The 11937-nt window shown below is 62.5% G+C and carries 12 protein-coding genes and 1 tRNA gene; 10 read left to right on the top strand and 3 right to left on the bottom strand.

Annotation, left to right across the window (positions count from 1 at the left end; all coding sequences use genetic code 11):
• From rpoD to AC3LB0_RS01620, 4 genes are all read left to right on the top strand, one after another.
• The coding region (gene rpoD, locus AC3LB0_RS01635; RefSeq protein WP_488649424.1) for an RNA polymerase sigma factor RpoD at positions 1–915 on the top strand (915 nt) is incomplete at its 5' end.
• 72 nt (positions 916–987) lie between these two features.
• A tRNA-Asn gene (locus AC3LB0_RS01630) sits at positions 988–1062 on the top strand.
• Positions 1063–1563: 501 nt separating this feature from the next.
• Entirely contained in the window at positions 1564–2613 is a 1050-nt protein-coding gene (locus AC3LB0_RS01625; protein WP_488649423.1) for a hypothetical protein, read from the top strand.
• Between the two features lie 190 nt (positions 2614–2803).
• Positions 2804–3172 carry a hypothetical protein gene (locus tag AC3LB0_RS01620; RefSeq protein ID WP_488649422.1) on the top strand — a complete coding sequence of 123 codons (369 nt, stop codon included), beginning with the start codon at positions 2804–2806 and terminating at the stop codon, positions 3170–3172.
• Positions 3173–3182: 10 nt separating this feature from the next.
• Here AC3LB0_RS01620 and AC3LB0_RS01615 read toward each other — a convergent pair whose 3' ends face one another.
• Positions 3183–4226, bottom strand: a complete 1044-nt coding sequence (locus tag AC3LB0_RS01615; protein WP_488649421.1) for a ParB/RepB/Spo0J family partition protein — start codon at positions 4224–4226, stop codon at positions 3183–3185.
• A gap of 123 nt (positions 4227–4349) precedes the next feature.
• On the opposite strand from AC3LB0_RS01615, the gene AC3LB0_RS01610 reads away from it, so the two are divergent.
• Together AC3LB0_RS01610 and mce are read left to right on the top strand one after the other, a co-directional pair.
• Positions 4350–5951, top strand: a complete 1602-nt coding sequence (locus tag AC3LB0_RS01610; protein ID WP_488649420.1) for an acyl-CoA mutase large subunit family protein — start codon at positions 4350–4352, stop codon at positions 5949–5951.
• On the top strand, positions 5948–6415 hold the full coding sequence (gene mce, locus AC3LB0_RS01605; RefSeq protein ID WP_488649419.1) for a methylmalonyl-CoA epimerase: 468 nt from the start codon (positions 5948–5950) through the stop codon (positions 6413–6415). The genes AC3LB0_RS01610 and mce overlap by 4 nt, the downstream gene beginning before the upstream one ends.
• Before the next feature lie 3 nt (positions 6416–6418).
• Here mce and sucD read toward each other — a convergent pair whose 3' ends face one another.
• Positions 6419–7318, bottom strand: coding sequence for a succinate--CoA ligase subunit alpha (sucD, locus tag AC3LB0_RS01600; protein ID WP_488649418.1), 900 nt, complete (start codon positions 7316–7318; stop codon positions 6419–6421).
• Complete coding sequence (sucC, locus tag AC3LB0_RS01595) at positions 7315–8490, bottom strand: ADP-forming succinate--CoA ligase subunit beta (protein ID WP_488649417.1); 1176 nt, start codon at positions 8488–8490, stop codon at positions 7315–7317. Before sucC ends, sucD begins: the two co-directional genes overlap by 4 nt.
• A gap of 148 nt (positions 8491–8638) precedes the next feature.
• On the opposite strand from sucC, the gene sdhC reads away from it, so the two are divergent.
• Genes sdhC through AC3LB0_RS01575 form a run of 4 tightly spaced genes read left to right on the top strand, consistent with a single transcriptional unit; the run spans position 8639 to position 11936 of the window.
• Entirely contained in the window at positions 8639–9052 is a 414-nt protein-coding gene (gene sdhC / locus AC3LB0_RS01590) for a succinate dehydrogenase, cytochrome b556 subunit (RefSeq protein ID WP_488649416.1), read from the top strand.
• Complete coding sequence (locus AC3LB0_RS01585; protein ID WP_488649415.1) at positions 9049–9438, top strand: succinate dehydrogenase/fumarate reductase transmembrane subunit; 390 nt, start codon at positions 9049–9051, stop codon at positions 9436–9438. The genes sdhC and AC3LB0_RS01585 overlap by 4 nt, the downstream gene beginning before the upstream one ends.
• Before the next feature lie 8 nt (positions 9439–9446).
• Positions 9447–11228, top strand: a complete 1782-nt coding sequence (gene sdhA / locus AC3LB0_RS01580) for a succinate dehydrogenase flavoprotein subunit (RefSeq protein WP_488649414.1) — start codon at positions 9447–9449, stop codon at positions 11226–11228.
• The gene (locus AC3LB0_RS01575; protein ID WP_488649413.1) at positions 11229–11936 is read left to right on the top strand and encodes a succinate dehydrogenase iron-sulfur subunit; all 708 of its coding nucleotides are present in this window, start codon (positions 11229–11231) and stop codon (positions 11934–11936) included.
• Position 11937: the final 1 nt, after the last annotated feature.

Below are 11937 nucleotides of genomic sequence, written 5' to 3'. Positions count from 1 at the left end.
CTCTTCCTCTGGGCCCGCGACGAGATCGCCTGGCCAGCACTGGAGACGTGGATTGTCCAGGGGAAGCACATCGCCAAGGATGGGAAGGACTGGATCCGCGAGGCGGGTTGGGATCCCGAGAACCCGGCGCTCGGCAAGCTCCGCGGACGCGAGGGCTATGTCGTGCAGCTCGGCTGGCGCGGACGTGAGGAGCTGACCAAGGCGAACCTGCGCCTCGTCGTCTCGATCGCCAAGAAGTACATCGGCCGCGGCATGAGCTTCTTGGACCTGATCCAAGAGGGGAACATCGGCCTCATTCGCGCCGTGGAGAAGTTCGAGTACATCAAGGGCTTCAAGTTCTCCACGTATGCAACGTGGTGGATTCGCCAGGCGATCACGCGAGCGATCGCGGATCAGGCCCGAACGATCCGCATTCCGGTGCATATGTACGAGCAGCTCAACCGACTCACCCGCGTGCAGCGCCAGCTCTTCCAGGAGCTTGGCCGCGAGGCAACGGATGATGAGATCGCCAAGGAGCTCACCAAGGTCACTGAATCAGAGGTCACCGCGGAGCGCGTGCGCGAGATGCGCAAGGTGAGCCAGGAGCCGGTCTCCCTCGAGACGCCAATCGGCGAAGAGGAGGACAGCCATCTCGGCGACTTCATCGAGGACAAGTCGGCGAAGAAGCCGGACGAGGCGGCGAACAGCCAGCTCCTCTCCGAGCAGATCGTGGCCACGCTGGAGTCACTCAGCCTCCGCGAGCAGCGGGTGCTGAAGTTGCGCTTCGGCCTAGAGGATGGGCGGCAGCGCACCCTGGAGGAGGTCGGAGCGGAGTTCAACGTGACCCGCGAACGCATCCGCCAGATCGAGGCCAAGGCGCTGCGCAAGCTGCGCCACCCATCGCGAGCACGCAAGCTGCGCGACTACCTCGACTAGGCGGATCGTGCGGCGGGGAGGAGCGGCGGCCCTCCCTGCTAATATTCCGCTCGCGGCAGCGGCCGCGCTCATTCCGGCGTAGCTCAGTGGTAGAGCGGGCGGCTGTTAACCGCCATGTCGTAGGTTCGAATCCTACCGCCGGAGCCAACCTGACTGAACTTAATCTTCCCGCTTCGGCGTGCCCCACCGCAATGGCGCAGCTTCCGCCTAGACCTGTGATTGTGAGCCCTCTTTGTGTAGGATCTCAACAACCTGGCTAGGTTATTGCGACTAGGCGAGAGAGGCAATGGAGTGCTGAGCCCATTTGAAGCGACGGCCTATCTGCGGAAGCACGCCCCCCTCTTTCGCACCCTTCGGCCCCTTCAGGCAGCTGCGTGCTCCCTCCTCATCGCCGCCTCCCTTGCGGTTGCTCCTGCAAGCGAGGCCTTTGCCGCCCCGAACCTTATCGACCGAGAAGTAACGAGTGACCTTGCAGGTGCATTCCGAAGCGGAGTTGCGCTGGTATCACCGAAGCCGAGACCAAGCGCCGTTGTCACGCCATCACCAGGTCAAACCGCGTCACCAGATACGAGTCCGAGTCCGGGTACGTCGCCAGGGACATCGCCGCAGCCATCAGCCACGCCATCGGTAGCGCCGACCGATCAGCCGATGGTACTTGTGACGGATACTGCCGACGGGACGCGTATTTATACCGATGAACGATCCTCGTCGAGCTTCTTGGCAGCATCGATTCCGTCAATCCAGCAGGCGCTCAGCATCCCAGGCATCTGGTTCAGCGGCCTGCTTGCCGCCATACTGCTGGCGTTTGGAGCCATCCTCTTAGAGGCACCATTTGATTGGATCAGACGACGCATCAACGACATTTATTCGCGCGTCGTTGCCTACATTCAGCCAAAGGACCGTGGATCTCGGCTCTGGAAGATCTTCGGCATCCGCGTCGACGTTTTTCCATTCTTGCTCGTTGGCCAGCTTATCGCCGCGTTCAATGCGCCGCTTGACGCCATTGCGCCGATCCGCCAGCTGATCCTTGGCTGCGTGTATGGTGCGATTGCCGCTCTGATCATCCACGCGGTCACGAAGTGGCCAGAGATTCGCCTACAGCGGATTAAGAACAACGACAGTGGCGAGATGCGAGCGCAGTGGTTGAGCCTCGTGCTCGCCCTGAGTGCAGTTGCGATTGCGCAGTCGTTCGGCCTCGCCCCCGGACTCATCGTCGGAATTTTCGCGATACGCTCCTTTCGGAAGAGCCTTGACGAGATCGGATCTGCACGGAGTGCGTGGCATCTTTCTCTGATGTTGATTGCCGCTTCCATTATCTCGTGGTTTGGTCTGGAGTGGATCGCGCTGCTCATCACTGACCCAGAGACGCCGTTACGCATCCTCTCTGACACGGTGCTGGGTACCCTAGTCGTTGCAGGGAGCCAAGGTCTGATCTGGACACTTCTCAACCCCGCCGACGATGGCTCCAGTGCGCTTCGCCGCCACTCGATCGCTCGGTGGGTTCTGCTCCTCGCCGTAGGGATCACGATGGTTATCGCTATTTTCATGAATGGTGGGGAGTTGCAGGGGATCCTCTCACCAAATGCAACGTTTGAAGAGTTGCGTGGGCTAATCCTGTCTGGTGTGGCGCTCTTCGCGATGCTACTCCTACTCCACCGATTCACCGCCGCCAGGGCGACGCGAAGGAGAGCCCGCTGACCACCTGATCGAGACGTGTGTGGTAGGTTCAAAACCTACCGTTGGAGTCGGCACCATTGAGAGAGAAAGGTTGCGAGAAAGAAATGACTAGTCGCATCGCACTGCTACTGATTATGGCTGCGTTCACAGCCTCCATCCTTGCTGCGGCGGCCTACCCAGGCAACCGCATGGACGCAGGAAACTAAGAGACATGGTTGCAACCGGACTCAGCGAGAGCCCTCAGGCCTACCGCGCGAAGCTGCTCGAGCAGAGTGACAGCCAGATCGATGCCTGGGCCACCGGCTCGCTGCGTGACATGGCGAAACGCAAGGGGATCGTCGCCGTCATCCGCGAGTTCTCCCACTCGGCACATCTCGACGAAGATGGTCTTGCTGGCGCATACACGCTCGGTGGCGGCCCGGCCGCAACGATGGGGCGTGACGCTGAGGGGCAACTCCTTCTCCCTGCGGTGGGCCTCTGGTGCCTCGTCCCCGGCCTGCGCACGGTAGATCCGAAGGGGAGTCGTGAGCGACTCGTCGCCTTCCTCGTCGCGACCTTCGAAGAGGTCGTCTACATCTAACTTCGGTCGGCTACTCCGACTTCTGGCGCAAGATCGCGGCGAGGTTATCGAGCTTGTTGCGCGCGATCAGCAGCCACTTCGCCATGTTGGCGCGATCCGTTTCACTGAGGGGTGTCCCCAGCTCTGGCTGGTCAATTTCATGCAGTACCGAGGCAAGGGCGTCAATCGAGCTCGCCAGGCTGTCGCGGGCGTTAGTCAGCGCCGCGTCTGACGCTGAGGCGATGGCCGCCGCTTGTGCGGAGATTGGCGCTGACGCACTCGCTGCTACTGGCTTTGAGGCCGCAATGATCGGGCGCTCGCTTGGAGAGGCGTAGGGGAAGATCGACGGCGCAGCGACCTCAGGTGCGGCGGTCGGCTCTGGGCGCTCGTCGCGCACCACGCTCTTGAGGCGGGCGAGCGAGAGTTCGCCGCGCAGCACTTGTGCCGCCAGTTCACTTCGTCGTGCCCGATCGGTGATCTTCATCAACTCATAGGCGTGGCTGATCGTGTCGGAGCGCTCCGCGACGAGGGCGCGGATGTCGGCTGGCGCATGCATCAGGCGCAGCCGATTCTCGACGTAGCCCTTGTCCTTGCCGATGCGCTCGGCCAGCTTGCGGATGCTGTAGCCGAGTTCGCTCGTCATGCGCGCAAAGATCGCTGCCTCATCGAGTGGGGAGAGGTCTTCACGCTGGAGGTTCTCGATGATTGCAACCTCAAGGGCGATCTCATCGCTCATCGCTTCAACGATTGCAGGAATCATTGGGAGACCGAGCGAGAGCACGGCACGCCAGCGTCGTTCGCCGGCGACAATCTCGTAGGAGCCTGGCTTAGTTGGTCGCACGATGATTGGCTGCAGCACCCCATGCTCACGAATGCTGGCGGTGAGCTCATCGATCGCCAGTGGAGGGAGTGCGAGGCGGGGCTGCTTAGCGTTGACCGTCACGCGATCGACGGCGATCTGTCGCACCGAGCGGTCACCGTGGGCGCCATCGGGTGGGAGGAGCGAGAGAATGGCGTCGTCGAGCTCCTGCCCGCTCAGCCCCGAATCGCCCGTTGGCTGCTTCCCCTTCGGCATGCTGCCTCCTCGCCGCGCTCCGTGTGCCTCCTGGCCCACCGTTTCGCCGCATCGTACCGCGCAAGGGGTGTGGGAGAATCGTGCGAAGCGAAGCGCCCGTAATGGGGCAGTAGGGAGGCGAGCGTGGGTAAGGAGCAGGGGCGCGACGCCGCGCGCGACACCACCACCTCAGGCGCACCCCTTGATGCCACCTACGGTCCGAACCCATCCCGCGACGCCGCCGCAGAGATCGGTGCACCAGGCTCCTTCCCGTACACGCGCGGCGTGCAAGAGACGATGTACCGCGGCCGCCTCTGGACGATGCGCCAGTACGCCGGCTTCTCGACGGCACGCGAATCCAACGAGCGATATCGCTACCTCCTGGAGCAGGGCCAAACCGGCCTATCGGTCGCCTTCGATCTACCGACGCAGATGGGGTACGACTCCGATGCGCCAGAGGCGGAGGGCGAGGTCGGTCGCGTGGGTGTTGCGATCGACTCCATCGCCGACATGGAGACGCTCTTCCAGGGGATCCCGCTCGACAAGGTCTCGACCTCCATGACGATCAACTCCACCGCGCCGATCCTGCTGGCGCTCTACGTAGCGGTTGCCGAGCGACAGGGGGTGTCACGCGCCGAGCTCTCGGGAACGACGCAGAACGATCTCCTCAAGGAGTACATCGCTCGCGGAACCTACATCTTCCCGCCCGAGCCATCGCTGCGACTGATCACCGACGTCTTCGAGTGGTGCGCCACGGAGCTGCCAAAGTGGAACACGATCAGCATCTCGGGCTATCACATGCGCGAGGCGGGGGCGACCGCCGCGCAAGAGCTTGCCTTCACCTTTGCCGACGCGATTGCCTATGTCGATGCAGCGATCGCACGCGGCCTTGAGGTGGATGCCATCGCGCCGCGACTCTCTTTCTTCTTCGCCGCGTGGACCGACATCCTTGAAGAGGTCGCAAAGTTCCGCGCTGCACGCCGCATCTGGGCGCGCATCATGCGCGATCGCTACGGCGCAAAGAGCGAGAAGTCGCTCCTCTGTCGCTTCCATGTGCAGACCGCCGGCTCCACACTCACGGCGCAGTCAATTGACAACAACGTTGTTCGCGCCGCGTACCAAGCCCTCGCTGCGGTGCTCGGCGGCGCGCAGAGCCTGCACGTCAACGGGAAAGATGAGGCGCTCGCCCTTCCGACCGAAGCGTCGGCTCGCCTTGCCCTGCGCACCCAACAGGTGTTGGCCCACGAGGCTGGCGTCGCAGGAACCGTTGATCCGCTCGGTGGCAGCTACGCCGTGGAGGCGCTCACCGATCAGGTGGAGCGCGACGCCCTCGCCCTCATCGCCGAGGTGGACCGGCTTGGTGGCATGGTCGCCGCTGTTGCTGTCGGTTTCCCGCAGCGCGCGATTCAAGACTCGGCGTACGCCTACCAGCGCGAGGTGGAGAGTGGTGAGCGCGTGATCGTGGGCGTGAATCGATTCGTGGATGAAGAGGTCGAGACGCCAGCCATCGCCCGTATTGACCCGGCACGCGAGCGGGAGCAGGTCGCCGAGTTGCAGGCCTTCCGTACCGCGCGAGATAACGCTGCCGCAACCGCCGCCATCGCCGAGGTCATCGCCACGGCGAAGGGGAGTGCCAACATGATGCCGCCGGTCCTCGCCGCGGTGAAGGCCGGCTGCACCGTTGGCGAGATCAGCGCCGCCCTGCGCAGCGTCTGGGGCGAGCACCGCGAGGCGATGGTTCTATGAGCCTCCCCGTGCGCGGTCGCATTCACCATGTTGCATCGGTGGTGCGCGACATCGACGCGTCGATCGACTTCCATACGCGCGTGCTCGGGCTGGCGCTCGAACAGGTTGCCGAGGTGCCATCGCAAGAGGTGCGCATCGCCTTCCTCACCGCCGGTGACTCCAAGATCGAACTCGTCTCGCCAACGAATGAGACCAGCGGCGTCGCACGCTTCCTCGAGTCGAAGGGGGAGGGGTTCCATCATCTCTGTTTAGAAGTCCCTGACATCGCTGCGGAGCTCACCGCTCTCGCCGCGGCGGGGGTGCAACTGATCAACGCAGAGGCGGTTGCCGGCGTTGAGGGGCCAGTTGCCTTCTTGCATCCGAAGAGCTGCAACGGGGTGCTGATCGAGTTGATCGAAGCGCCTGGCGGTCCTGCGTGGACGAGGCTTGGATTCGGCGCCCCAGGGGAGCTGCGCATTCGCTAGCGCTTAGCGCTTCGTGTAGCCGGCCTCCATCAAGAGTCGTGGCAGTTCCGTCGGCGAGGCGGCCACCTTGAACCCGACGGCCTCCAGCGCGGCGATCTTGTCAATCGCTCGACCCGAAGCGCCAGAGACGATCGCCCCAGCGTGGCCCATACGTCGCCCCTCAGGTGCGGCACGCCCAGCGATGAAGGCGACACGTGGCAGGTGCTTCAGGTGTTCGCCGGCCCATGCGGCGGCCTCCTCTTCGGCGGATCCGCCGATCTCGCCGATCAGCACGAGTGCGCGCGTCGCTGGATCCGCGGCGAAGAGCTCCAGTGCGTCGCGGAAGGTGGTGCCGATGATCGGGTCACCGCCGATGCCGAGGCAGGTGGACTGACCGATGCCAGCATCCGTCATTGACTGCACCGCCTCGTAGGTCAGCGTTCCGGAGCGGCTCACCACGCCAACGTCACCGGGAAGGTGAATGGAGGCGGGGATGATGCCGATCTTCGCACCAAGGCTGTTCACGCCCGGCGTGGTTGCACCTGGGCAGTTCGGTCCGATCAGTCGCGCGCCATGCTGCTGCACAACGGCGAGGGCGCCGACCATGTCATGCACGGGGATTCCTTCGGTGATGCAGAAGATTGTCTTGATGCCCGATGTGGCCGCTTCGGCGATGGCGTCTGCTGCGCCCGCTGCAGGAACGAAGATGCAGCTGGTGTTTGCGCCGGTCCTCTCGACCGCTTCGCGAACGGTGTCAAAGACGGGAACGGTGCCGTCAAGGCCGAGCTCGCCGCCGCGACCTGGTGTGACGCCCGCAACGATCTTGGTGCCATAGGCGGACATCTGGCCAGCGTGGAAGCCACCCTCACGTCCGGTGAGGCCTTGTACGACGAGTCGCGTGTGCTGATCAACGAGAATGCTCACTTGCCGCCTCCCGCTGCAGCGAGTGCTACAGCCTTCTCCGCCGCCTCATCGAGGCTCGCCGCCGTCTCAAATCCACCTTCACGTAGCAGTACGGCGGCCTCTGCCGCGTTAGTGCCAACGATGCGCACGACCATCGGCACGGTGCGCTCCTGTTGCGCTCGCGCCTCGATGAGTCCCTTCGCGACCTCGTCGCCACGCGTGATGCCACCGAAGATGTTCACAAGGATTGCCTTAACTCCCGTATCGGCAAGGATGATGCGCATTGCGACGGCAACCTTATCGGCACGAGCACCACCACCAATGTCGAGGAAGTTTGCCGGCGTGCCGCCGGCGCGGGTCACGAGGTCGAGCGTGGTCATGGCGAGGCCGGCGCCGTTGACCATGCAGCCGATGCTCCCATCGAGTCGGATGTAGGAGATCCCCTGTTCGCGCGCCTCGCGGTCGATCGGATCCTCGCTGTCGGCATCGCGCCAGGCCGCAAGGTCGGGATGTCGATCTAGCGCTGAGTCGTCAAGCGTCACCTTGGCGTCGAGGCAGATGAGCCGTTCGCCGCCAGGAAGCTCTGGTGCTGGAACCACGGCGAGCGGATTCACCTCAACAAGATCGGCGTCGCTCTCGCGCGCGATCTTCACGAGGCCAGCGGCAATCACGCAGAACTGCTTGAGGAGTTCACCGCGCAGGCCGATGCCGAAGCCAAGTCGACGCGCCTGGAACGGGAGGAGTCCAGCGTGTGGATGCGCGACTTCGCGAACGATCGCGGTCGGATCCTTGGCGGCGACCTCTTCAATCTCCATGCCGCCCGCGGCGGAGGCCATGACGAGAACACCACGTGTGGTGCGATCGATTAGTGCGGCGAGATAGATCTCGCGGATGATCGTGGAGGCTGGCGCAACGAGCACGCGTCGCACCGGAAGATCTTTAATAGTGAGGGCGAGAATTGCGGCGGCGGTTGACTCGGCCTCTGCGGCGCTCCCGGCGAGCTTGACCCCGCCGGCCTTGCCTCGTCCGCCGACGAGGACCTGAGCCTTAATCACGACCTGGTCTACCCCGCTGGCGAAGAGACGTTCGGCGATGGCGCGGGCACCCGCGTCGGTAGTGGCCACGTCGGCATCTGGGACGGGGAGACCGGCTCGAAACAGGAGTTCTCGGGCTTCAGCCTCGTGTAGTTTCACTTCGCCTCCGCATGGTTATTGGTGGGCTCTCCCTCGCTGTAACAGAGGGTAGTGTACGCGGGCAGACTTCAAGCGTTGCGGCTAGGATTCAAAGGGATTAATTCTCAGGGTTTCAACGCCCTGATTGGGAGTAAGGAGGGGTTTACACATGACCCAAGGATCTAGCCCACTCGCCTCCCCGCAGAAGCTTCGAAACTACCCGTCCTATCGCGGCGGGGAGGGGATGGTTGCCTGGGCCTTCCATCGAATCTCAGGCATTGGCGTGTGGGCCTTCATCGTCTTGCACGTCGTCGACATTTGGTTGATTGGGGTTAATCCCGAGCTCTATGACCAACTGGGCAAAATTTATTCAAGCGCGCCTGGCCGTGTGATGGAAACCCTCCTAGGAGCGGCGCTGTTTTATCACGCCCTCAACGGCATGCGCATCGTCGTCATGGACTTCTGGCCTGCGCTGACGATCTACCACCGTGGGCTGTGGCGAGCTGTTTGGGTCACCTTCTTTATCTTTGGCCTACCTGGCGCGTACATCATCCTGAAGCCTATCTGGGAGATGGCAGCATGAGCGCCCAAAAGTATTCACTCTCCGGCCGCCCACGCCCGACAGGGTCGCGTGTGGATCTCTACGTCTGGCGGGCGGTTCGGATCACTTCAATTGCACTTTTTGTATTGGCGCTAGCGCACTTCTCCATCACGCACTTCGTCTTCGAGGTTGGTGACCAGAGTGCAGAGTGGGTCCGCCAGACTCGTTGGAACTCGATCCCTCTCCGCGTGCTGGACTGGGGGATGCTAATGGCTGTGTTGGTGCATGGATTCCTTGGTATGCGGACGGTCATGCAGGACTATGTCCCCCCGCGCATCAGGCAAGCGTCGCTCATTGGCCTGTATGCCATCGCACTCCTGCTATTCGTACTTGGCACCCAAGTCGTTGCGACGCTACCAATGGATTAGGTGGACAAATGAGTAGTGCACTACGAGCAGAGGTTGGGCAGATCGACGTTGACGCGATCGTGGTCGGCGCAGGTGGCGCCGGACTCTGGGCGGCGCTCGAGCTGGCGCGCGAAGGGATTCCCACTGCAGTACTGACGAAGCTCTATCCAACCCGCTCGCATACCGGTGCTGCGCAAGGTGGTGTCTGCGCGGCACTCGGCAACGTTGAAGAGGACCACTGGGAGTGGCACATGTTTGACACCATCAAGGGTGGCGACTATCTCGCCGATCAGGATGCGGCCGAAGTGCTCGCGCGTGAGGCGATCCCCGCGGTGATTGAACTGGAGCGCATGGGTCTTCCATTCAATCGGACCCCCGATGGAAAGATTGACCAGCGTCGCTTTGGTGGGCACACGCGGAACTACGGCGAAGGGCCAGTGCGGCGCAGTTGCTACGCCGCCGACCGCACCGGCCACATGATCCTGCAGACGCTCTATCAGCAGTGCATCAAGGCGGGGGTCAAGTTTTACGACGAGTATCACGTCGTAGATCTAGTCTTTGAAGGGGGCGAGGCGGACAAGGGCGGGCGCTGCTCTGGCGTTGTTGGGTACAAGATCGCCGACGGTACGCTCCACGTATTTCGTGCGAAGGCTGTGCTGCTCGCAACAGGTGGATACGGTCGCGCGTGGCGCGTCACGTCAAACGCACACTCATTGACGGGTGATGGCATGGCACTCGCTTGGCGGCATGGCGTGCCACTTGAGGACATGGAGTTCTACCAATTCCACCCAACCGGCATTGTCGGCACTGGCATCTTGTTGAGCGAAGCCGCGCGTGGCGAGGGTGGCTATCTGCTGAACGACGAGGGGAAGCGCTTCATGGAGAACTATGCGCCGAAGCTCATGGAGCTGGCCCCGCGCGACATGATCTCGCGCGCGATCTATGAAGAGATCCGTGAGGGTCGAGGGATCGGGGGGAAGGACTATATCCATCTTGACGTGAGGCACCTCGGTCGCAAGGTGATCGAAGAGAAGCTCCCTGACATCACCGAACTTGCTCGCATCTATCAGGGCGTCGAGCCGATTAGCGAGCCAGTCCCAGTGCAGCCAACCGCGCACTACGCCATGGGCGGTGTGCCAACGAACCTCGAGACAGAGGTGCTCGCTGATGCGCGCGGCAACGTCGTGCCAGGCCTCTTCGCGGCGGGCGAGGTTGCCTGCGTCAGCGTGCACGGTGCCAACCGACTGGGTACGAATTCGCTCGTTGACCTCCTCGTCTTCGGCAAGCGCGCGGGGATTCGCATGGCGCAGATCTGCAAGAGCACCCCACAGCCGGGCTCCGTGCAGGGTGCCGAGCGCGCGGTTCGCGATGAGCTCCTCGCCCTGAGCACACGCCCATCTGGGGTGCGCCCGGCCGAAATCCGCCGCGAGCTTGCCGCCCTGATGATGGACAACGTCGGTGTCTATCGCGACGAGGCCCTCCTTGGAGCCGCAGTAAAGGGGATCACCAAGTTGAAAGGGGAATACGCCAGCGTGCGTGTGGAGGACACTGGGAGCGTCTTCAACACCGACCTCCTCGAAGCGCGCGAGCTCGGCTACCTGCTAGACACCGCGGAGGCGACAGCAGTCTCCGCCTACGCACGAACAGAATCGCGCGGTGCCCACAGCCGTGAAGACTTCCCAGAGCGAAACGACGCAAAGTTCCTTGCACACACTCTGGTCTGGCAGGGAAGCGATGGTTCACTAGCCACGAAGCTAGACTACAAACCGGTCACGATCACCAAGTTTGAGCCGAAGGCGAGGGTTTACTAAATGGCTTCTGCCACACAGGTTGAGCTCAAGATCCAGCGATTTGATCCGGAGCGCGACAGTGAACCGCACTGGCAAACGCTCACGGTACCGGTGGAGCCTATGGATCGCGTGCTTGACCTGCTCACGCGGGCAAAAGAACTCTTTGATGGCTCGATCACCTTCCGTCGCTCTTGCGCGCACGGTGTCTGCGGCTCTGACGCCCTGCTAATTAATGGTCGTAATCGGCTCGCCTGTAAGTTGCGAGTAGAAGCGTTGGGCCGAACGATCACGGTGGCTCCACTCCCTGGACTGCCGATCGTCAAGGATCTTGTCGTTGATATGGAGGAGTTCTTTGAAAAATTCCGCTCCGTACAGCCGTATCTTGTGGCGGCACCAGTTGAGGGTGACGGTGAGCGGATTCAGAGTGAAGAGCAGCGCGATCGCTATGACGACACGACCAAGTGCATCCTCTGTGCGGCATGTACAACCTCGTGCCCAAGCTTCTGGGCGCAACCAGAATATGTTGGCCCCGCAGCTATCGTGAACGCGCACCGATTTATCTTTGACTCGCGTGACGAGAACGCCGATACACGCTTGGACATCTTGTCTGACGAAAATGGCGTGTGGCGTTGCCGCACCACCTTCAATTGTGTAGAAGCTTGCCCACGCGGCATTAACATCACTAAAGCGATCCTTGAGGTTTCCTCCGCAATCAGCGCACGGCGGTAAC

It is taken from the genome of Candidatus Limnocylindrus sp. (genome assembly GCF_040397235.1).
In the GTDB taxonomy this organism is placed as follows: Bacteria; Chloroflexota; Limnocylindria; order Limnocylindrales; family Limnocylindraceae; genus Limnocylindrus.
The sequence above is the reverse complement of the archived record's forward strand: the minus strand, read 5'-3'. Positions and strand labels throughout refer to the sequence as shown.